We start from the raw sequence: 21,879 nt of genomic DNA on the forward strand, positions 1-21,879 counted from the left end.
CCAGTGACAGCCGCCGACGCGAACACGGCTTATGCCGACCTGCTGCTACGCCTGTGCACGGGCCTTGCCGCGCAGGCGTACGAGGTCACCGAAACCGAAACCGCGCTGCGCTGCCCGGCCTGCGGCCAGGATCATATGCGCAGCGCCGAAGCCGTGATCGCGTTCGCGATGGCCCACCGCCTGACCGGCGACGCCGCCTGGGCCGGACACGCCCGCCGGCTGGCGGCCTGGGCAATAAACAGACAACAGCGCAACGGGGCATGGGTCGAATCCGAGCACGATCCCTGGGCCGGCATCGGCATTTTCATTCTGCTGGCCCTGGCCGCCGCCCATGAGCTGCTCGTCGACGAATTGCCCCCCGAAGAGAACAGGCGCTGGCTCGCCGCGATCGAGCGCGGCGCGGCCTGGACGCAAAGCGTGCGCACGAGCTCGCATATCGGCCAGGCCAGTCGGGCTATCGGCCGCCGACTGCGCATCCCGGGATGTCGTCGCCAGGCCCAGTTCTGGAACAGCAATTATCTTGCCTCGCTGCCCTTGGCCCTGAATCTCTGCGGCCACGCACTCGGCCGTGATTTTCATGCGCTGGAAGAAACGTTTCTCGCCCAGGTGCTCAAACGCTTCAACACCGAGGGTCTGCTGACCGGCGAGGTTAACGAGCCCGCGCCACGCTGGGCGAAACTGTTCCGGCGCAACGACACCATCGATCCCGGCTACAACCTGGACATGTCGCTGGGCGTGCTGGGCCTGTACGCAAGGCGCGTAGCCGACCACTCCTTGCTCGAGCGTGTTGCCCGGTCGGCGACCACTCATCTGTGCCTGCTCTACCCGGACGGCTCGATCGACAACGGCATGGGCGCGCGGGGCTACAAGGCTGCCTACTACGGCAGCCAGACCGCCCATGGCCTGCAGATGATGACCGCAGCGCTCGCATCGGTCGATGCCTGCTTCAATCGGGCCGGAATGCGTAACGCTCAATTGCTGACCCGCTCTCTGCGCGGCGACCTGCTGACCCGCGGCCCGTTCGAGGCCCGCACCGAGGCGCCCTGTCTCTATCCCACGTTCGCGCGCGCCGCCAGTCTGGCACTGGCGCTGATGGTCGAACCGGGGCCCCACGGCGCGGCCGACACGCCGCTGCCCTGCGAAACACCGCACGGTGACTGGACACTCGCCAGTCTGAATACACAGATCCTGCGACGGGGGCCGCTCATGCTCGGCGTCAGCGGCCAGGCCGGCGATTCCTCGCATCTGCCCTATCGCTTCATCACACCCGCGACGGGTGGCACCCTGACCCGGCTTCATCACGACGACTTCGGCATCGTCCAGGCCGCCGGACACGTCGTCTACCAGCGCGTCGAGCCCTCGCACATGCCCGCGCGCGCCAACGAGGTCGCGCTCGGTGCACAGATCCTGTCGTCCGATCGCCGGCTCAGTTCGGCGCATGAGCGCCGAGTACGTCTGACGCGATCGCGGGAGGGCCGCATTCACGCCGCCGGTCGTCTTCGCGCCCGCCAGACCTGGCGAACCGGCGCGCGCTATGAACTCGAATACAGACTGCACCACGAAGGGCTGGACAAGAACATTCGTGTGCACGGCGGTCGCGGTGAACAGACCGTCCTCATCCGCGAACCACTGATCATCACGCCCGATACATCCCTTTCCTGGCCGGATTCGCATACATTGCTGTTACAAAGACAAGACACCACGCTGCGGATCGGCGTGCGCCCGCGGGCCGGTGCCTGCAGCGTCATGCTGGACGCGCCGGTCACGCACTATGCGCCGCCGCTGACCTCGCAGGCGCTCGCGATAGAGCTGAGCGGCCGCGGCAGGCTCGAACTGTGGCTGTCTTTCAGCTTCGAGCGGACATGAGCAGGCGCATCCTCGTGCATGCGCCCATGCACTACGAGTACAGCACCGAGTTGGCCAGTGCGCTGCAACACGCCGGTGATGCTGACTCGGTCCGGCTGGTGGTGTGTGCCGATTTCCCCTATGCGGCGCAGTGCGATGCACGCGTGGACAGGCTGTACGCCGACTACAAACGCAAAAGCAACAAGCTGACCCGTCTGCTGTCGCATCTGGCCGCCCTGGGTCGGATCGCCTGGATGCTGCTGCGCTGGCGGCCCGGGGTATTCCATGTGCAGGCGCTGCGCCATGCCGAACTCGACTGGCCTCTGCTGGCATTCGCCCGCCTGCTGCGTATTCCGGTGGTCTGGACCGCCCACAACAGCCTGCCGCATGAACGACGCGCGCACCACCGCCGGCTCTACGGACTGATCTACGCCCTGGCCAACGCGATCATCGTGCACACCCGCCATACCGCAGATGCGCTGGTCGAGCAGAACAACGTACCCAGGAACAAGATGAATATCATCGCGCACGGCAATCTGCTGCGCATGACCGTACCCGCGCCGCCCAGAGCGCGGGCACGCGCCGAACTGGGGCTGTCGCCGTCGGCGTTCGTGCTGTTCTTCTTCGGCCGTATCCGGCCCTACAAGGGCCTCGACCTGCTGCTCGACGCTTTCGCTCAGCTCGACGATCCCAACGTGGCACTGATCGTCGCCGGCGAGGATCTGTTCGGCAGTTGCGACGGCCTGAGTGCGGCCGACAACGTGATCCTGGATCTGCGCCGTATCGACGACGCGAGCACGGCGCGTTATTTCAGCGCTTGCGATCTCGTGGTGCTGCCCTATCGCCGCATCGATCAGAGCGGCGTGCTGATGCTGGCGATGTCCTACGACCGCCCGGTGATGGCCACGCAGGTGGGCGGGCTCGCCGAAGTGATCGATCACGATGTAACCGGCTTTCTGCTGCCACCCGACGACAGCCATCGGCTTGCCCGGGAGATCGCGTCGGTACGCGCACATCCAGAAAGACTCGAATCCGTGCGCAAATCGGCCCATGACGCGGTGCGCACCACCTATGGCTGGGATCAGCTGGCCGCCCGAACCATGGCCATGTATCGCGCGCTGCGTGCGTGCTGAGTCAATAAGATCAAAGTGTTTTCTGGAGATTTGACCATCAGTGCTGTATTAAATGCTGCCGGGGGATCGGCGTTTGTATTGCGGCGTCTTGATCCGGATATTGCCGGCCAGCAAGGACGTCGACGATGTGCGGTTTGACAGGGTGGGTTTCGACGCATGCGACCGGCGCGGGCGCCGCGCATCTGCGCGCGATGATTCATGCCATCCGTCATCGCGGCCCGGATGAATCCGGCGAGCATATTCTGTACGCAGGCGATGCCACCCCCGAAGTCGCGCTCGGCCACTGCCGATTGTCGATCATCGATGTCGGCGGCGGCCAGCAGCCGATGGGCGACGACGACTCGGGCACGTGGCTGATCTACAACGGCGAACTCTATAATTTCGTCGAACTGCGCGAGCAGCTTGTCGCGCTGGGCTATCGTTTCAACGGTGCTTCGGATACCGAAGTGGTACTGCAGGCCTATCGCTGCTGGGGCACGGACTGCGTCACCCGGTTTCGTGGCATGTTCGCCCTGGCGCTATGGGACGGGCCCGGCCAGCGCATGTTCTTTGCGCGCGATCCCTTCGGCAAGAAGCCGCTGTTTTTCCTGCGGCAGGGCGCGACGCTGTTGTTCGGCTCCGAAATCAAGTCGCTGCTGCTGTTTCCCGGTGCGCCCACCGCGGTCAACGAAAACGCGCTCTGTGACTATTTTCTCTATCGCTACGTCCCCGGCCCGCAAACGCTCTACGCCGGCATCGAAAAGCTGCCGCCCGGCAGCTGGGCGACCTGGCAGGACGGCGCGCTACAGATCGAGACCTACTACCGGCCACCCGACCGCCGGCCACGCCCGGCCACGCCCCAGCCTGCGGATCCGGTGGCCGGGTTTCTGAGCCATCTCGAGGACGCCGTGGCCGTTCGCATGGTCAGCGACGTGCCATTCGGCGCGTTCCTTTCCGGCGGGCTGGATTCATCGGCAATCGTCGCGCTGATGGCGCGCCATAGCGCGCGCCCGGTACAAACCTACTCGGTCGGTTTTGCCGAAGCCCGCTACAGCGAACTCGACCATGCCCGACGGGTGGCCAAGCATATCGGCGCCGACCACCACGAACTCGTGCTCAGCGCCGACGACCTGATGCAGCATCTGCCGGCGCTGGTGAAATACCGGGACGCGCCGGTATCGGAGACCGCCGATATCCCGATCTATCTGCTGTCCCTCAAGGCCGGCGAAAGCGTCAAGATGGTCCTGACCGGCGAAGGCAGCGACGAGCTGCTGGGTGGCTATCCCAAGCACGCTTTCGAGCGCTATGCGCGCGCCTACCAATGGCTTCCGCCGTTACTGCGTTCGCATCTGATCGCCCCGTTGGTTCGCGCACTGCCCTTCCGTTTCCGGCGCATCAAGACCGCTCTCGCCAATCTCGATCTGGCCGACGACAGGCAACGACTGCCGCGCTGGTTCGGCGCCTTGAGCCACGACGAACGTGATGCCCTGCTCGACCTGCCCTGTGCGGACGAAAGAAATGATGGCGCGACACAGTTCGCCTGCTCGCCCGGCAACTCCGTGTTGCGCCGTATTCTTTATTTCGACCAGACCAGCTGGTTACCCGACAACCTGCTCGAACGCGGCGACCGCATGACCATGGCCGCCTCGATCGAGGCCCGCATGCCATTTTTAGACGAGCGCCTGGCGGCCTATGTATCGGCACTGCCCGATCGTTATCGCCTGCGCGGCCACACCGGCAAATGGCTGCTCCGCCAGGCCATGCACGAGCTGCTGCCGGCATCGATCATCAAACGCCCGAAAATCGGATTCCGCGTGCCGGTCGATCTCTGGTTTCGTGGGCCCATGCGCGATTATCTGTATGACCATCTCACCTCGGCGGATTCGCGCACACGGCATTACTATCACCGCCCACGCCTTGACGCGGTGCTCTCCGAGCACGTCGACGGGCGCCAGAACCATGAAAAACTGCTCTGGACAATGCTCAACCTCGAACTCTGGCATCGCCACTGTCTGGAGTCGGCCGCCCCATGAAAAGCCGTAAACGTGTCCTGATCATCGTCGAAAATCTACCGCTGCCGTTCGACCGGCGGGTGTGGCAGGAGGCCTGTGCACTGCGCGACGCCGGCTACAGCGTATCCATCATCTGTCCGACCGCACCCGACTACGAGCAGCGCTACGTCGAGATCGAGGGCATCGCCATCCATCGGCATCCGCTGCCGGTCGAAGCCGACTCCGCGCTGACGTATGCGCTCGAATACGGCATGGCCCTGTTCTGGCAGCTCGTGCTGGCCACCCGCATCGCCTTCGGCCGTGGCTTCGACGTCATCCATGCCTGCAACCCGCCGGACACGGTGTTCATCGTCGGCCGTGTATTCCGGCTTTTCGGCAAGCGCTTCATCTTCGATCAGCACGATCTGTGCCCGGAACTCTACCTGGCCAAATTCAATCGCCGTGATCGGTTCTATCGGCTGATGTGCCTGCTTGAGCGGCTCACTTTCAACACCGCGCGGGTATCGATCGCCACCAACGACTCCTTTCGCGAGATCGCGCTCAGCCGTGGCGGCATGGCACCGGAGGACGTGTTTGTCGTGCGCAGCGGGCCCAATCTGGCGCGCCTGCAGCCGGTGCCGCCCAATCCGGCTCTCAGGCACGGGCGCCGTTATCTGGTGGGCTATGTCGGGGTGATGGGCAAACAGGAAGGGCTCGACACCCTGCTGCATATCATCGCCGATATCGTCCATCAGCGGGCGCGCGAGGATATCCAGTTCTGTCTGGTGGGCTTCGGCACTGAACTGACCGCACTGCGCGCGCTGGCCGCGGAGTTGAATCTGGGCGACTACGTCAGCTTTCCGGGGCGCTTGGAGGGCGCGGAGTTGCTGGAAGTGCTGTGCACATCGGATGTGTGCGTGAGCCCGGATCCGCACAACGCCATGAACGACAAATCCACCATGAACAAGATCATGGAATACATGGCGCTGGGCAAGGCGAGCGTCCAGTTCGATCTCGCCGAAGGGCGTTTTTCGGCACAACAGGCCTCGCTATATGCCGAGCCCGGCAACGTGGGTGATTTCGCCGACAAGCTGCTGCGGCTGATCGACGACGCCGAGCTTCGCGACAGCATGGGTGCCTACGGCCAGCAACGTATCGCCGAGGTATTGGACTGGCAGTACGAAGTGCCCAGGCTGCTCGCCGCCTATGAGCGCGCACTGCGATGAGCCATACACCACCGAGCGACGCCGGCTTGCAGGACTTCACCCCGGAATATGCGCCCATCCTCGTGATCTCCCCGGTGCGCGACGAGGCCGACTACATCGAGCTCACCCTCGAATCGATGCGCAATCAGCGCATACGACCGGCCGAGTGGATCATCGTCGACGACGGCTCCGTCGACGCCACCCGCGAACTGGTTAAGGTTCATGCCGACGCGGCCGATTTCATACATTTGGTCAAGAAACCCGACCGCGGCTTTCGCCAGGTCGGCAGCGGCGTGATCGAGGCGTTCAAATACGGACTGGCGCAGGCACGACGTCCGGACTACGAATACATCGTCAAACTCGACGGCGATGTGTCGTTCGGCAGCCACTACATCGCGCGCATGCTGGCGGCGTTTGAACGCAACCCGCAACTGGCCGCGGTGTCCGGCAAGGTATTTCGGCCGGAGGCCGGCGGGCTGGAGGAAGAACGTCTGGGTGATGACATGGTGACCGGCCAGTTCAAGTTCTATCGACGTACGGCGTTCGAAGCCATCGGCGGCTTCGAACAGACCATCCAATGGGATGGCATCGATATTCATCGCTGCCGCATGCTCGGCTGGGCCACCGGCAATATCGATGACCCGGACGCAGTCGTCTACCACCACCGCCTCATGGGCTCGTCGCAGGCCAGCATCTATCAGGGCCGTCTGCGCTGGGGACACGGGATCTACTTCATCGGCTATCACCCGCTCTATGCGTTTGCCTCGGGTGTATTCCGCATGCGCGAGAAACCCTATGTCATCGGCGGGCTGCTGATCATCGCCGGCTATCTGCGCTCGACGCTGCAGTCACGCGCGCAATACCCCGACCCGGCATTCCGGAAAAGCCTGCGCGCATGGCAACGCCAGCGACTCAGGCAACTGCTAGGCAAGGTAGTCGCGCGCTTGATTCCGTTTTCAGCTTCCAGGCGAGCGTGATATGCGTACCCATTTGAACAACGCCTCTGGCAGTCGTCGCCATCAGGCGGGCAGCGCCTCGGCTGCTTTCATGCACGGGCTTGTGTTCGCGGTGACCGGGACGCTCAACCTCTACCTGATGACCCTGCTCACCGGCCAGACCTTCGATGACCGCTACCATCTGCTTGCCATAACCAGCTTCGTCTCCCTGTTCCTGCTGTTCGGACGCTACAGCATGGTCTGGTACTGGAAGATCGGGCGCCCCGGCTCCATCGGCACCGGCGTGATGCAGACCTGGTTTCTGGTCAGCGCCGCACTGGTTCTCGTCGGCTTTTTCACCCGGCAGACCGAACATTTTCCGCGACTGGTGATCTTCGCCTGGCTGGTCACCACCCCGATAATGTTCGCGATCGTGCACCTGATCATCCGACATACCTTTCTACGCTGTTTCCCCAGAGCCCTGCGCGCGCGTTCCACACTGATCGTGTTCATGAATCCGGCCTCGAGACGGCTGGCCCGCATGTTCAGCCGGCTCGACCCACCGCAGTTCGACCTGCTGGGTTTTTTCGAGGACCGTGAACCCGAACGCCTCGAAGCTGAAGACGAGGAGTTGCCGGTGCTCGGCCGCCTCACCGAACTGTCGGATTATGTGAACGCCAACAAGGTCGAGGTGGTTTTCGTGGCACTGCCCGTGCAGGGCGCCGACCGGGCCATGGAAGTGGTCGACCAGCTTGGCGACACCACTGCCTCTGTCTATTACGTGCCCGACTCGGATCTGTTCGCGCTTGATCACCTGCGTTTTTCCGAGGTCGGCGGCATTTCGGTACTCACGCTCACGGAAACACCGTTCTTCGGCGCCGACGGGCTGCTCAAGCGGCTGATGGACATCGCCTCGGCCGGGCTGCTGCTGCTATGCCTGCTGCCGTTGTTCGCGGTCGTGGCCGCGGCCATCCGGCTGACCACGGTGGGGCCGGTATTCTTCACCCAGCGCCGCTACGGTCTGGATGGACAGCTGATCAACGTCCACAAGTTCCGCACCATGTCCGTGACCGAGGACGGCCCCGAGGTTCGCCAGGCCACCCGAAACGACCCGCGCGTGACACGGGTGGGCGCTTTTCTGCGGCGTACTTCGATCGACGAATGGCCGCAGTTCTGGAACGTGCTCAAGGGCGAAATGAGCCTGGTCGGGCCCAGACCCCATGCAATCACCCACAACGAGGAATATCGCAAGCTCGTCAAACGCTATATGGTGCGTCACAAGGTCAAACCCGGCCTCACCGGCCTCGCCCAGGTCAACGGTCTGCGCGGAGAGATTCGCGACCTGGACAACATGACGCGACGCATCAAGTACGATCTTGATTATATCCAGCGCTGGTCGCCGGCTCTCGATATGCGCATCATCATCCAGACCGTCTGGATCATCTTTCGCGACCATGAGGCGTATTAGTCTCTGCTGCGCGCTTCTGCCGGCGATCGCCTGCACAACGCCGGCGTTCGCGGGCGCGCTCAGGCTTTCGCCGTTCGTGGAATACGGCACTGAATACAACAGCAACCAGTTCAGCGAACCCGAGTCGAATAGGCGCTCGGATAGCGTCCAGCGCGCAACCATCGGCACGCTCGCCAGTTGGCCGGTCTCGCGCCAGCGCCTCGTGGTGTCGGCCCAGGCCACACGCTATCGCTACAGCCGCTTCGATATGCTCGATCATAGCGAGTACAGCGGCCGCGGTGCCTGGGAATTCCAGCTCGGTCCGCTCGTGTTCGGCAGCCTCAGCTATCGCCAGGCACGCTATCTCCAGGAATTCGATAACCGCGACGATCGCCAGCCCGATTTCATCCGTGAACAGGAACCCCAGGTCGACGCATATGTGGCGGTCTCGCCCGACTGGCGGGTACATACCACCGCCGGCTATCTGCGTCTGGATCACGGGCTCGACAGCCAGCGGCGTTTCGATCGCCGTGAGACCAGTGCCACGCTCGCGGCGGAGTACACCGGCAAACCGGGTTCCGTGATCGGCGCGGGCGCGGAAGTCATCGACGGTGAGTATCCGGGGCGTGAGTCGGACGATCTGTTTTCGCGCACTTTCGTGCAGAAAACACCGTTTCTGCGCCTGGACTGGAAATACAGCGGTGTATCCCGGGTCCAGGGCCGCATCGGCTACACCGAACGCGACAACAGCGGCGGCAGTGATCGCGATTTCACCGGCACGACCGGACGCATCGCCTACGTACGCACGCTGTCGGCCAAGACGCGGGTAACGGTGGAATTCAGCCGCGAGATATTCTCGGTCGACGACGTCGATGCCAATTTCGTACGCGACACCGGCGGCCAGATCAGCCTGGCATGGAACTACAGCCCCAAGCTCGAACTGGCCGCCAGCGCAGCCCACCGCGAGCAGGATTACCAGACCCTGACCCGCGCGGCCTCTCGTCTGGACAAGGTCAACCGGTTTCAGGGCGAACTCACCTACCGCCCCACACGCAATCTGGCGGTGGTGTTCAACGGCGGTATCGTGGATCGTAATTCCGCTATTCCCGGCGAGAGTTACGATCAATGGGTCGGCGGCATCGCTCTGCGTGTGACGCTGGACCCGCCGCCGGACCAGAACTGAGCGCGAGCCGCTGCTGATGTGTGGACGAGGCGCGCAAGCGCACGCACACCGTCATCCCGGAGCCGCAATCTAGGACAGTTTCTCGGCCACCGGCTTGCCCCGCAGCTTGCCGTAGGCAGAACGCAGCCCCGCACGATGAAAGAGACCGGCGAGCAACGTATAGATCACCACGCCGCAACCAATCTGTACCACCAGGCGCAGCAGCGCGCTCGAGTCCAGCCACGGGGCGCGCCCGACGGCGGCCACGCATAGCCCCATGGCGCATGCACTGAGCATGATGGGGCCGACGACGATGAACGTTCGCTTGACCTCCACATCCAATACCCGGCGCGCCATCACCATGACATAACCGGCCTCACCGATATTCGAAGCCAGCCGCGCGAGCCCTACTGCCAGTATCCCCAGCGGCGACAGCAGCACCAGCGCTGCAATCATCAGCAGGAATTCGACGCACACCGCCCACAGACACAGATCCGCACGCCCCTTGGCCGCAAACGCACTAGCCTGGAAATTGGTCGCCGCCGTGGTCGCCGCGGCAAAGGCCAAGGCCGTTATCACGGGGCCCGACACCGACCACTTGGGGCCCGCCAGCACATTGATGATGGTCGGCCCGACCGCCGCGAGCCCGACGAACAGCGGCAGCAGTATCAACGACGTGCTCGCCATTGCCTGTTCCACGCTGTCGCGCAGCCGGTCGGGCGCATCCTGGACACGCATGAAGAACGACATCGAGATGTTGTGCCCCATCGAGCCGGTCGCACCCCGGACCGGCTCGATCACCCGCAACGCCATGTTCAGGTAGCCGGCGCCGGCCAGGCCGAAATAACGCGCAACCAATCCCTGAAAGACAGCGTCAGAGAGCGTGCCCACGCAGCGTCCGGCGAAAAACCAGCCCGCGAACGTAGACAGCTGGCGTATATGCGTGGCCGATAAGCCCGGACGGATGACCACCGGACACGTCGCCATGAGACCGGCCAGGGTGACGAAGCGGCCCACGATGCGAACCGCCAGCAGGCTCCACACGCCCACACCCGAGACGGCCAGGATCAGGCCCACGGTCGTGCCCACGACCTCGCCCGCCAGATTGCTCCAGGCGATACGCTTGAATCCGCGATGACGCCGCGCGAGTGCCGTGTATATCGAGATCGGGCCCTGCGCGAACAGCATCAGACTGAACCAGCCCACCAGCGCCGCGACCCGTGCCGTATCCGCGGAGGCAAATGTCGCGCCATGGTTGACGCCGATCGCGAGCAGGAACACCAGCGTCGACAGCCCGGTCACCACCGTCAGAGCGCTGGCGAAATGACGGCTGTTCACCACTTTGCGCTGGGTGAGCGATTCCTCGAAAGGTGCGGTAACCAGCACCGCCAATACGCTGACGATCACAATCGTCAGCGAAGCCTGACCGAATATCTCCGGGGTCAGCCAGCGCGCGAACAGAATGGTCGACAGAACCTTCAGGCCGATCCGACCGGCCGCATCCAGTGATGACGAGGATATCCAGCTCAGCATGTACGCCTCCACCGGCACACGACACGCGCGGATTCCGCCGCAACAAGACCAGACCGCATGCGCCAGACGCCGACAATCGCGCAGCTGCGACCGATACCGGACTGCGCCGGTTGGTAGAATAGCCATCTGGAATACACAGACGCGGCGGCGCCCGAATTCGCTCTTCCCCGATCAGCCGAATCGCCTGCTGGACCGGCCGAAAACTCACGAGGCCGTGACCTGATGGCCACATGGGCAACCATCCAAACCCGGCTGCAAGGGCTACTGGCGCCGGCAGTGGTGCTTCGCCTGGGCGCCGCCAGCGGCGAGCTGGACGCGCTACCGGCGCAGGAGCAGCGGCTCGTCGATGGTGCCGTCGCCCAGCGCCAGGCACAGTTCGCGGCCGGGCGTATGCTGGCCCGCGATGCACTCATCGCGCTGGGCGAGGCGTCACAGCCGCTGCTCAAGCATCGTGACGGCAGCCCGATGTGGCCACGTGGCGTCTGCGGCAGCCTCACCCATACCCGCGACGTCGCGGCCGCGGTCGTCGCACGCAGGCACGATTTTCTCTCGATCGGCATCGATATCGAGGCGAGCCGCCGGTTTCCGCTCGAGGCCACCGATACGGTACTCACACCCGCCGAGCAGCTTTGGGCGGATTCCGATACCAGGCGCCTGCGCGTGTTCTGTGCCAAGGAGGCCATATACAAATGTCTTGCCCCGCTGGGTTGGCCGGATCTGGATTTCCGCGACGTCGAGTTGCACTGGCAGCATGACCTGTTCACCGCGACAAGCACCGCCTCGGCGGGATGCCGTCCTCCACAGCTGGTCGCCTTGCGTGGCCGTTGCGCGCGACTGGGCGACCATACGGCAGCTTTCGCGTTTATCGCGGCGCCCGCTTCGGGCTGACAGCGTCGCCGATCCAGCCGAGCAGCTTGTCGATCAGCTCGCGGCGATCGCTCACACGCGAAATCGTATGGTCCGCGGCGGGCATGAAATGCTCCTGCAGACAGTCTCCGAAATCGACGTCGGGAAAAGCGTCGGCGAACTGCGATTGATAGTTGTACTCGTCTCGCGCGCCGCCGGAATAGACGAAGCAGAGTTTGACCTGACGGGCGACGAGCCGGCGCAGATCGGCGGCCAGTTGGTCCCGGCTCGGCAGATCTGAAAACGTGAGATCGTCCACGGCATCCATTACCGGGGCATCGCCCGAACTCCCGGCGCGTCTGCTCAGGCGCGCCGCGATACGTCGAAAGAGATTTCGCCAGCGCCTCGGCGACAGGATGCGTTGCAGGTAGTAGATGCGACGGAACCGGGCCGTCGGATAGGCATAGCCATCAATGAGGATCATACCCACGACACGCTCGTCCTTCATCGCCATGCGATAGGCGTCATGCGCACCGCTGCACAGCCCGCAGACCACAAACCGCTCGCAGCCGGACTGCTGGCCAAGGCGCGTCGCCGCCGCGCTACACTCGGAAACGGCGGCGTCGACGGTATCGTCCTGTCCCGTGCGGGCCGCGCTGCGACTCTCGCCCAGTCCGCCGTAGTCGAAACGTATCGTCGGATAGCCGGCCTCGACAAACCAGCGGCTGAGCGCGACATACAGGCCACGCGGGCCTACCCGATGGTCGATGCCGGCATTGAGGAAAACGATGCCCGGCGCCCCGACGTCGACGCGCCGTTCGAGGTCGGGCCGGCTCACGATACCGACCAGCTGGTTGTCGCTGCCGAAGGTGATGGCTGTATCCATGAGCGGGCTCGATAGTCCTCTAGGCGGTCGCGAGTTCGACGAGCGTCGACAGAGAACGCGGCAGCGCCAGACGCCGGAACTGGTTTCTCACATCCCCCCAACCTGCCGCATCCGGCAGTTCCAACACCCGACCGTCACGAAGGGCAATCTGTTCGGCCAGGCCCTGGGCGTCGTCGGGATCGCTGTCGCTGGCGCGCGCGATATCGCAGCGCGCCGCGCTGCCCTGCAGACGCGCCCCCATATCGACCGCGGCGAGCGGTTCTATCACGTCGGTCGGCAGATGAAAGCCCAGGAATTCGTCGGTATCGGCTTCGGCGTATCGATGCGCGGTCGCTCGATAGCGGTTCTGCTCGCGCGTATAAGCCACATGCTCGCCCAGCAGGCCTGCGAGAAAACGATCGCCGCGTTCGACCGGATCCCACAGTAGAACACGCTGGCGCCGCTGCGCCCGGCAGACGGCCTCGAGTGCCAGCATCGCGCCGACGCGCAGACCGACGATCCGAACCTCGTTGAGACCGGAATACGCCTGCAGCCAATGCATCGCCTGATCGACGCTGTCGACCCAGGCGCGCCAGTTCGCATCCGCGGCGGCGCCCTGCGAGTCCCCGGTGGCCGGATAGTCGAAACGCAGCACATGCGCGTTTCGCGCGGCCGCGGCCTGCGCGAATTGCCAGCAGGCACGGTGCGCGCGCATGTATTCATGGCCAATGCTCTGGCACAGGACGACGGCCGTCTCCGGCCGGGAGCCGTCGAAAGTCGGCGGATGGTAGGCCCCGTAAAGCGCGTCGTCAGGTCCGAAGAAAAAAGGTTGCAAGCCGCGTCCTATGCCTTTTTGCCGAAGCCCAGTCGCGCGGCGAAACCGCGGCGCGACTGCGTCTGCCCGCTCGCATGCGCGACGGCTGGCTCGTGTGGCACGTGGCTATCCTTCGCCGGCGCCGCGTCGCTACCGGCGGGCTGTGTGTTCACGCGTGCCGCCAACTGCGCCAGACTATCCAGCATCATGGCGCGCACCGGTATATCGGCGCCCAGATCGCGTTTGACCGCGGCCGCCGCGCGCACCGCCAGCAGCGAATGTCCGCCAAGATCTAGAAACGTGTCCTGAGGCTGTGGCGTGATCTCATAGCCCAGCACCTCGGCCCATATCCTTGTCACGCCGTCAATCGCCTGCGCCGTGGCAGCGGCATCTGCGGCGCCCTGCGCGCTGTCGTCTCCACGGTGCCGCTCGAAGGGGTTCTGCAGGCGCGAGCGGTCGAGCTTGCCGTTGGCCAGCGACGGCCACTCGCGCATGACGACGAACTGCTGGGGCACCATATGCAAGGGCAGGTGATCACGCAGATAGCGCCGCAACATGGCCGGGTCGGCCGTATCGCCGGTATCGGTTTTCTGCCAGTAGGCCACGAGTTGCATGTCGCCCGGCCCGGCCTCGCGGGGCATGACCACACAGCGCGCCACGCCGTCGTGGTTCTGCAATACCGCCTCGATTTCCCCGAGCTCGATACGAAAACCGCGCACCTTGATCTGATTGTCGGCACGGCCGGCATATTCGATCTGTCCGTCGGCACGCCAGCTGGCCAGATCGCCGCTTCGATACATGCGCGCATCGCCACCGACGAACGGATCGGGCACGAACCGCTGGGCGGTGAGTTCGTCGCGGTCGATATAGCCGGCCGTGACGCCGGCACCGCCGATCGCCAGTTCGCCCCGTGTGCCCACCGGCACCGGCTGATCCTGCGCGTCGAGGATATACACACGCCAGCCGGCGATCGGCCGGCCGATGGTCTGCGGTCCGTCGGCGTCACGCTCGGCCATGGTCGCGAATACCGTGGTCTCGGTCGGCCCGTAGCCGTCGAGCACCCGGCGGACATCCGGCTGTGCCTGTACGCGGGCGACGAGCTGTCGATCCAGCGCTTCGCCGCCCATGCAGATGGTCGCCGCGCCGGCCGGAAGATCGACATGCGCCAGCAGTTCGGCCATGGCCGACGGCACCCCGCTGATCAGTGTCACGGGCGCAGGCGGCGACTGCATCAGCGACAGCAGATTGTCGACCAGCACCACCGTCGCGCCGCGGGTCAGTGGCACGAAGATCTCGAAAACAGAAAAATCGAAGCATACCGACGCCGCCGCGAGCATGCCTTTGATCTCGTCGTCGGTGAACGCAGTCCGGGCCCAGGCCAGCAGCGCGAGCACGTTACGGTGGCGCACGCGTACGCCCTTGGGCTGACCGGTCGATCCCGACGTGTAGATGATATAGGCCAGCCGCGAGGCGTCGACCGGAATATCCGGCGGCGTCTGCTCACAGGCCATGGCCTCGTCGATGTCCACCACCGGTACACCGACATCCGGCCCGTCGCGGTGCGACAACATCATCGGTATGCCGCTGTCGCGGGCGATATAGCGCAGCCGCTCGAGCGGATAGTCGGGATCCATCGGCACATAGGCCGCGCCCGTCTTGAGAATACCGACGATAGCCGCGATCAGCGCAGGCGTGCGCGCCAGGCAAAGCCCCACCAGATCACCGGGTCGCACGCCGCGCGCGGCCAGTGCCGCGGCGATCGCATTCGAGCGGGCGTCGAGTTCGGCGTAGCGCCACGTGCCCTGGGCGTGCGCGATCGCGTCCGCCGACGGCGTCGCCTTGGCCTGCTGCCGGATCAGACCCGCCAGATCGATCGACTCGTCCACCGCCAGCGGCGCGGGGTTGAACTGCGCGTGCGCCGCCGTCTGCGACGGTGCATCCGATACCGGCAAACCACCGACGGTCGCGTCGCGATTCGATGTCACCGCTTCGAGCAGCGTTTCATAGGCCGCGATCCAGCCATCGATCAGAGCGCCGTCGAACACTTTGGCGTTGTAGTCACAGTGCAGTGTCAGCGTCTCGCCGTACTGGGTGAGATTGAAATGCAGGTCGAAATTGACCGCCGTCTTGGCCACTTCGTTCAGCGTACCGGTAAGTCCCGCGAACCGCGGCGGATCGCCGGTCGGCGAGAAATTGAACACCACTTCGGCCAGCGGCAGCCGCAACGGATCGCGTTTGTGCCCCAGCGCGCGCACGATGCTGCCGTAGGTGCAGTCGGCGTTGACACAGGCCTGCGTAATCGACTCACGTACCCGTTTGAGTACGGTGGAGAACAATGCGTCGGGCTCACACTGAATACGCAGCGGCAGCACCTGGACACAATGGCCGACCAGCGCGTGATGACCCTCGAGCGCCTGACCGGCGACCGGCATGGCCACGACCACTTCAGCCTGCCGGGCCAGGCGGCACAGCAGAACCGCATAGGCGGCCATGTAGATCGCATAGGGCGTCACGTTTTCCCGCGCCGCGCTTTCCCGGACCGCGGCCTGCAACTGCGGCGACAGATCATGCAGGCGCCCGCCCGCGGGTGCCCCGTCGTCGCGATCCCGCGCGCCGACGGTCGGCAAGCTCAATGGCGCCGGCGGATCCGCGTACAGGCGCTTCCAGTAGTCGAGCTGGCGTTGTGCCTGGGGTGCGCGCTCGATCTGCTGGCGCGCATAGCTTGAGAACGCCATCGCAGGCGTCATGTCCACAGGTCGATCTTCCGCCAGCGCCGAGTAGATCGCGGCCAGATCCTCGAACAGGACCACCGCCGACCAGCCGTCACAGAGCAGATGATGCACGACGAGTGCCGCGAGGTTGCGCTCGGGCGCGACACGCAAGACACGGACCCTGAGCAGCGCATCGGCCGAGGTCAGATCGAAGTCGGTCCCGCACATCGACTGAATCGCCTTCAGAGCCTCGGCGTGTGGGTCGGGCGCATCCCGCAGATCCAGGAATTCGACCGGCACCGCACCGATGTCCACCCGCGTCTGGCTGTCACCGTCGGCGGCAAAACGCAGCGATAACGCCTCATGCCGGTCGACGGCCTGCTGCACCGCCCGTGCAAACGACGGCTCATCGAGCGGACCGATCAGATCGAAATAACAGACTTCGTTGAAGGCATGGGCGATCTCCGGTCGCACGGCCTGCGCCAGCCAGATCTCACGCTGGGCCTCGGTCAATGGAATTGACTCCCCTATCGCCAGCGCCCGCTCGGCCGGCCGGGTCGATTCATCGGCCACCGGCGGGGTCGGCTCAGCGACAGGCGCTGCGGTCGCATCGGCCGGCAGGAAACCGGCGTCCTGCAATGCCCGTACCGCACTTCGGACCACCTCGGCGACGCGCTGCATGTCAGCCTCGGTATGGGCGATCGAGAAGAAGCAGTTCTGGGCGCCCTCGCGGATATATATGTCGTGGGCGAGCATCCAGTAGAACATCAGCTGGGCGAACGGCTGATCGTGGGGCAGATCGAAGCGGAACAGCGAACTGAAATAACGGATGCGCACGGGCGCGCCGGCCGTCTCGAAGAACGCGTTCAGCTCGTCTGCGAAGGTGGCGGTACGCGCGTTCAGATCCTGCTGCAACGCACCGTCATCGGCGCCGAGAAAGTCGAGCACGGCGTCGGCTGCAGCCATCGCCAGCGGATGCCGTACGAAGGTACCGGCGAAGAACGTCATCGGCGCTTCCGGTACCGAGTCGTCACCGTACTGCCAAGCGCCGCCGTCGATCGCGTCCAGCCATTTGGCCTTGCCGGCCATCGCGCCAATAGGCAGACCGCCGCCCAGGATCTTGCCGTAGGTGCACATGTCGGCATCGATATTCCACAACGCCTTGACGCCGCCCAAGGCACAGCGAAAACCGGTGATCACCTCGTCCAGAATTAGGGCCGTGCCGGCATCCGCGGTGATCTGACGCAACGCGCGCACGAACGCATCCGGCTGCAGATCCGGATAACGGCTCTGCACCGGCTCGACCAGCACGGCCGCGATCTGATCGGCCTGGGCCCGCACAATATCCAGCGACGCCTGACTGCCGTAATCCAGCACCATGACGTTGTCGACGGAATCCTGGGCCAGGCCGGGCGCGACCGGGCGCGTGGTCAGCTGATCCTTGACGATATTGGCTCGCCCGAGCACTTCGTCGAAGGTGCCGTGGTAGTCGCCGGTGAAGTAGACCACCTTGGTGCGCCCGGTGACGGTGCGGGCGCAGCGCAGTGCAGCCATCACGGCCTCGGAGCCGGTGTTGCAGAAGGTGACCCGTTCGTGGCCCACCAGCCGGCAGAATTTTTCCGCCACGGCCGGCGCCAGCGGCGTCTGCGGCCCGACCTCGAATCCCTTGTCGATCTGCGCCTTCAACGCGTCGACCACGGCCGGGTGGCGGTGCCCCATGAAGCCCACACCGAAGCCCATGGTGATATCGACGTAGGCGTTGCCGTCGATATCGACCATGCGTGCGCCATCGGTCCTATCCGCGACAATCTGATAGACGAGTTCTTTCCAACTGCGGCGGAAATTGGCGACACCGCGTGGGTCGGCCAGATGCTTGCGGGCCGCGGCGCTCGCCTGTTTGGACTTCGCCGTCTTCGCGGTCAGCGTGGCAATCAGATCGTCCAGGAAGGTCTGCTGGACGGCGGTCAGGCCACCGTCGCGATCCTGATTGATCGATTTGTAGGGCCCAAAGCGCCCGGGCGCGGTAGCCGCGAGGTTCTGCCCCTGGCTGCCTTGCGCGACCTGCGCCTGAATCGTTGGCCCGTCTGCCGCACCGGCGCCGGCGCCGTGGCCAGACGACGCGATGTTCGTGTGCGGCGCGCTCGCCTCACCGCCCAGCAGGGCGAGCTGCCGGCGCATGATATCCAGCTGCTGCTCCACCAGTTCATGCACCGGCGAGCCGGGGCCATGGGCTGCGCTCGCCGTCGCCGGCACGGGTAACGCCGAGGCCACAGCGTCCGCAAGCGCGGGATCCGCGATCGGCGAATCCTGCGACGGCTGTTCTGGTCGGGGCTGAAAGCGATCCGCGTCGAGAGTGGTATCCAGATGCGTGGCCAGCAGCGTGAGGGAATCGATATCGTCGAGCAGTTGGCGAAACCGCACCCTGGTATCGAACCGGGTCGAGATCTCGGCAGCCGCCTGGGTCAGGAACAACGAGTCCATGCCCAGTGCGGCAAACGCGGTCGCCTCATTGTCGGCGTCGATTTCGATGCCCGACAGTTCGAGAAACAGCGCACGCAGCAACTCAGTGATATGCGCTTGACGCGTGGGCGCGGCGACCGATTTGTCCGACGCCGACACCGCTACCGAGGTTTGCTGCAGGGGCACAGCGTTGGCAACGGTCGACGGTGCGATCGCGGCGGCGTCCGACCTGGGCTGACGGGCCGGTGGGTCGATCCAGTAGCGCTGGCGTTCGAACGGATAGGTCGGCAGGTGCAACATCTGGCGCGGCGTGCGAGCGTGTCCGCAGACGGCGGCCCAGTCCGGCGTGGTCCCGGCCTGCCACAGCTGGCCCAGCGCCGAGAGCAATGCCGTGTCTGCGGCCTCGTCGCTGGCGGCGTGGGCCTGGCTGGGTATGCATACAGGGCTGTGGCCGGCCTTCGAATGCTGGCGTACGGCGGCGGTGAGATTCTGGCTCGGGCCACACTCGATATATATCCGGGCCGGATCTTCCAGCAGCCGACCGAGCGCCGGTGAAAAACGCACCGTCTGTCGCAGCTGACCACTCCAGTACGACGCATCGACGGCCTGTTCCGGCGTGATCCAGTCACCGGTCAGGCAGGAAACGAACGGCCGCGCCGGCGCGCCCAGTTCATGCTCGGCGATGACAGCCTCGAATGGCGCCAGCGCGCCGTCCATCATCGCGGAATGAAACGCGTGCGACGTATGCAAGCGGATGCTCTGTTCGCCGTCGGCCGCCAGACGCTCGGCCAGCGCATCGACGGCGGCATCCGGGCCGGAGACGATACACAGGCTCGGGCCGTTGACCGCGGCGAGCGCGATGTCGTCCGACAGCAACGGCGTCATATCCGCCTCGGCGCGGCGTATCGCCAGCATCGAGCCGCCCGGCATGCGGGCCATGAACCGGGCCCGGCAGGCCAGCACGCGACAGGCCTGCTCTTCGGTAAATACATCGGCGAGACAGGCGGCGACGTACTCGCCGACGCTGTGCCCGAGCATCGCCTGGGGGCGCACGCCCCAGCTCTCCCAGAGCCGCGCCAGGGCCAGCTGGACCACGAACAACGCCGGCTGGGCGACGCCGGTATTCCGTAGCGCGGCCGCCGCGTCGCTATCGGCCTGATCGTCGGCCTGCTCGTCGGCCGGATACAGCAGATCGCGGATATCCAGTTCGAGTTCCGGCTGCAGATAGGCTGCCAGGCGATCGACGGTGTCTCGGAAGACGCCCGGCGTGTCGTAGAGCGCGCGCCCCATGCCCGGATGCTGCGCGCCCTGCCCCGGAAACAGAAATACCAGTGGTGCCTCGTCGGCTTCGGTCGGCCCGCGTTTGAGCGCGGTCTTTGCCGTTGCGCGCAGCGCGTCGACCGCCTGGGCCACGCTATGCGCCACCACGAATGTTCGAAACCCCATCGCCGCGCGGCCTGTCGCCAGCGTCCAGGCGACATCGGCCAATTCGACGTTGTCGTTCGCGTTCAACCAGTCCGCCAGATCGTCGCAGCGGCGCGCCAGCGCGGTGGCACTCTTCGCGGACAGCACGAGCAGCTGGCTGGCGCGTATCGGCGGGCTCGCGGCGGCGCGCTCCGGCGCCTGTTCCACTATCAGATGGGCATTGGTGCCACCGACGCCGAACGACGACACGCCGGCCAGCCGCAACTTGTCGGGCGACGCCTGGGCCGGCCAGTCGGTCAGCTGACTGACCACGCGAAACGGCGACGCGTCGAAATCGATACGAGGATTGGGTCGTTGGTAATGCAGCGTCGCCGGCAGGCGGCCTTCTCGCAGTGCATAGACGGCCTTGACCAGGCCGGCCGCGCCCGCGGCGGCGTCCAGATGACCGACGTTCGACTTGACCGAACCCAGCATGACCGCGCCGGTCGCGGTGCTCTTGCGCCGCCAGGCCCGCGTCAGCCCCTCGATCTCGATCGGGTCGCCCAACGGCGTGGCCGTGCCATGGGCCTCGATATAGCCGATCTCGTCCGGATGCACGTCTGCCATGGCCTGGGCCATGGCGATCACTTCGGCCTGGCCCGCCGGGCTGGGGGCGCCGTAGCTGACCTTGTCCGCGCCGTCGTTGTTGAGCGCGCTGCCGCGCACGACCGCCAGAATCTCGTCGCCGTCGTCGATCGCGTCCTCCATGCGCTTGAGCACGAACGCGCCGAGGCCGCTCGAAAACACGGTGCCACAGGCTTTTTCGTCGAACGCACGGCAATGCCCGTCGAGCGAGCGGATACCGCCTTCCTGCGCCAGATAACCCTGGGCCTGGGGGAAACCGATCGACACACCGCCGGCGATCGCCAGATCACTCTCGAAGGCGAGCAGGCTCTGGCAGGCCATGTGCACAGCGGCCAGCGCGGTGGAACAGGCGGTCTGCACGTTGACCGCCGGCCCGCGCAGGTTGAACTTGTAGGCGGTTCGACTGGGCAGAAAATCCTTGCCGCTGGAAATCATGGCCGAAAACGCTTCCGGCGTACGCAGCTTGACCTGGTTTTCGACGCCGTCGCGGTCCTGCAGCATGTTGTAGAGCAGGTACTGCTCCATGTTGCCGGCGCCGGCGAATACCCCGATCGGCCCCTTGAAACGCTGCGGATCCACACCGGCCTGCTCGAGTGCGCTCCACGCGGTTTCGAGCCACAGCCGCTGCTGCGGATCGAGCACTGCGGCCTCGCGCGGGGAGAAACCAAAGAAACCGGCGTCGAACAGCTCGATATCGTCAAGCATTCCGCGCGCGGGCACGAAATTCGGATCTTCCATCAGCGCATCGATATCGGGCTCGTGTGGACGCATCTGCTCCACGGTGAGTCGCTCGATCGACTCACGGCCCGCAATCAGGTTGGCCCAGAAATCCTCGGCGTTCGCGGCCCCGGGGAATCGCCCCGCCATGCCGACGATCGCAATACGCGCTGCACTATCACCCATC

12 protein-coding genes are annotated in these 21,879 nt (G+C 65.1%); 8 read left to right on the top strand and 4 right to left on the bottom strand.

From position 1 onward, the window contains the following. Positions 1 to 3: 3 nt before the first annotated feature. The 7 genes from ACFOSU_RS14280 to ACFOSU_RS14310 all read left to right on the top strand — a co-directional run bounded on the left by ACFOSU_RS14280 (position 4) and on the right by ACFOSU_RS14310 (position 9,718). Complete coding sequence (locus ACFOSU_RS14280) at positions 4 to 1,866, top strand: hypothetical protein (RefSeq protein WP_380690603.1); 1,863 nt, start codon at positions 4 to 6, stop codon at positions 1,864 to 1,866. Next, complete coding sequence (locus ACFOSU_RS14285) at positions 1,863 to 2,978, top strand: glycosyltransferase family 4 protein (protein WP_380690604.1); 1,116 nt, start codon at positions 1,863 to 1,865, stop codon at positions 2,976 to 2,978. Before ACFOSU_RS14280 ends, ACFOSU_RS14285 begins: the two co-directional genes overlap by 4 nt. Positions 2,979 to 3,103: 125 nt before the next feature. After that, complete coding sequence (gene asnB / locus ACFOSU_RS14290; RefSeq protein ID WP_380690605.1) at positions 3,104 to 4,990, top strand: asparagine synthase (glutamine-hydrolyzing); 1,887 nt, start codon at positions 3,104 to 3,106, stop codon at positions 4,988 to 4,990. After that, positions 4,987 to 6,174: a glycosyltransferase family 4 protein gene (locus ACFOSU_RS14295; RefSeq protein ID WP_380690606.1), complete on the top strand. Its 1,188-nt coding sequence runs from the start codon at positions 4,987 to 4,989 to the stop codon at positions 6,172 to 6,174. The genes asnB and ACFOSU_RS14295 overlap by 4 nt, the downstream gene beginning before the upstream one ends. Further along, the gene (locus tag ACFOSU_RS14300; RefSeq protein WP_380690607.1) at positions 6,171 to 7,130 is read left to right on the top strand and encodes a glycosyltransferase; all 960 of its coding nucleotides are present in this window, start codon (positions 6,171 to 6,173) and stop codon (positions 7,128 to 7,130) included. The genes ACFOSU_RS14295 and ACFOSU_RS14300 overlap by 4 nt, the downstream gene beginning before the upstream one ends. A 1-nt stretch (position 7,131) precedes the next feature. Next, a complete protein-coding gene (locus tag ACFOSU_RS14305) occupies positions 7,132 to 8,556 on the top strand; it encodes an undecaprenyl-phosphate glucose phosphotransferase (RefSeq protein ID WP_380690608.1) in 1,425 nt (474 codons plus the stop codon). Beyond that, positions 8,543 to 9,718, top strand: coding sequence for a hypothetical protein (locus ACFOSU_RS14310; protein ID WP_380690609.1), 1,176 nt, complete (start codon positions 8,543 to 8,545; stop codon positions 9,716 to 9,718). Before ACFOSU_RS14305 ends, ACFOSU_RS14310 begins: the two co-directional genes overlap by 14 nt. A gap of 69 nt (positions 9,719 to 9,787) precedes the next feature. Here the strand turns inward: ACFOSU_RS14310 and ACFOSU_RS14315 are convergent, their stop codons facing one another. Beyond that, on the bottom strand, positions 9,788 to 11,230 hold the full coding sequence (locus ACFOSU_RS14315) for an oligosaccharide flippase family protein (protein ID WP_380690610.1): 1,443 nt from the start codon (positions 11,228 to 11,230) through the stop codon (positions 9,788 to 9,790). A gap of 222 nt (positions 11,231 to 11,452) precedes the next feature. On the opposite strand from ACFOSU_RS14315, the gene ACFOSU_RS14320 reads away from it, so the two are divergent. Next, the gene (locus tag ACFOSU_RS14320; RefSeq protein WP_380690611.1) at positions 11,453 to 12,118 is read left to right on the top strand and encodes a 4'-phosphopantetheinyl transferase family protein; all 666 of its coding nucleotides are present in this window, start codon (positions 11,453 to 11,455) and stop codon (positions 12,116 to 12,118) included. Here the strand turns inward: ACFOSU_RS14320 and ACFOSU_RS14325 are convergent. From ACFOSU_RS14325 to ACFOSU_RS14335, 3 genes are read right to left on the bottom strand one after another with little or no spacing between them, the layout of a single operon-like run. Beyond that, positions 12,093 to 12,962: a hypothetical protein gene (locus ACFOSU_RS14325; protein WP_380690612.1), complete on the bottom strand. Its 870-nt coding sequence runs from the start codon at positions 12,960 to 12,962 to the stop codon at positions 12,093 to 12,095. The genes ACFOSU_RS14320 and ACFOSU_RS14325 overlap by 26 nt on opposite strands. A 19-nt stretch (positions 12,963 to 12,981) precedes the next feature. Beyond that, positions 12,982 to 13,776, bottom strand: coding sequence for a hypothetical protein (locus tag ACFOSU_RS14330; protein WP_380690613.1), 795 nt, complete (start codon positions 13,774 to 13,776; stop codon positions 12,982 to 12,984). Between the two features lie 8 nt (positions 13,777 to 13,784). After that, complete coding sequence (locus ACFOSU_RS14335) at positions 13,785 to 21,878, bottom strand: amino acid adenylation domain-containing protein (RefSeq protein WP_380690614.1); 8,094 nt, start codon at positions 21,876 to 21,878, stop codon at positions 13,785 to 13,787. Between the last annotated feature and the right edge of the window lies 1 nt (position 21,879).

Source organism: Salinisphaera aquimarina, from assembly GCF_042643355.1.
Lineage (GTDB): Bacteria > Pseudomonadota > Gammaproteobacteria > Nevskiales > Salinisphaeraceae > Salinisphaera > Salinisphaera aquimarina.

What these genes read in the sequence shown, in the direction of transcription:
- ACFOSU_RS14285 (WP_380690604.1), top strand. Translation starts at nt 1,863, where the DNA reads ATGAGCAGGCGCATCCTCGTGCATGCGCCCATGCACTACGAGTACAGC.
- asnB (WP_380690605.1), top strand. Translation starts at nt 3,104, where the DNA reads ATGTGCGGTTTGACAGGGTGGGTTTCGACGCATGCGACCGGCGCGGGC.
- ACFOSU_RS14295 (WP_380690606.1), top strand. Translation starts at nt 4,987, where the DNA reads ATGAAAAGCCGTAAACGTGTCCTGATCATCGTCGAAAATCTACCGCTG.
- ACFOSU_RS14300 (WP_380690607.1), top strand. Translation starts at nt 6,171, where the DNA reads ATGAGCCATACACCACCGAGCGACGCCGGCTTGCAGGACTTCACCCCG.
- ACFOSU_RS14305 (WP_380690608.1), top strand. Translation starts at nt 7,132, where the DNA reads ATGCGTACCCATTTGAACAACGCCTCTGGCAGTCGTCGCCATCAGGCG.
- ACFOSU_RS14310 (WP_380690609.1), top strand. Translation starts at nt 8,543, where the DNA reads ATGAGGCGTATTAGTCTCTGCTGCGCGCTTCTGCCGGCGATCGCCTGC.
- ACFOSU_RS14315 (WP_380690610.1), bottom strand. Translation starts at nt 11,230, where the DNA reads ATGCTGAGCTGGATATCCTCGTCATCACTGGATGCGGCCGGTCGGATC.
- ACFOSU_RS14320 (WP_380690611.1), top strand. Translation starts at nt 11,453, where the DNA reads ATGGCCACATGGGCAACCATCCAAACCCGGCTGCAAGGGCTACTGGCG.
- ACFOSU_RS14325 (WP_380690612.1), bottom strand. Translation starts at nt 12,962, where the DNA reads ATGGATACAGCCATCACCTTCGGCAGCGACAACCAGCTGGTCGGTATC.
- ACFOSU_RS14335 (WP_380690614.1), bottom strand. Translation starts at nt 21,878, where the DNA reads ATGGGTGATAGTGCAGCGCGTATTGCGATCGTCGGCATGGCGGGGCGA.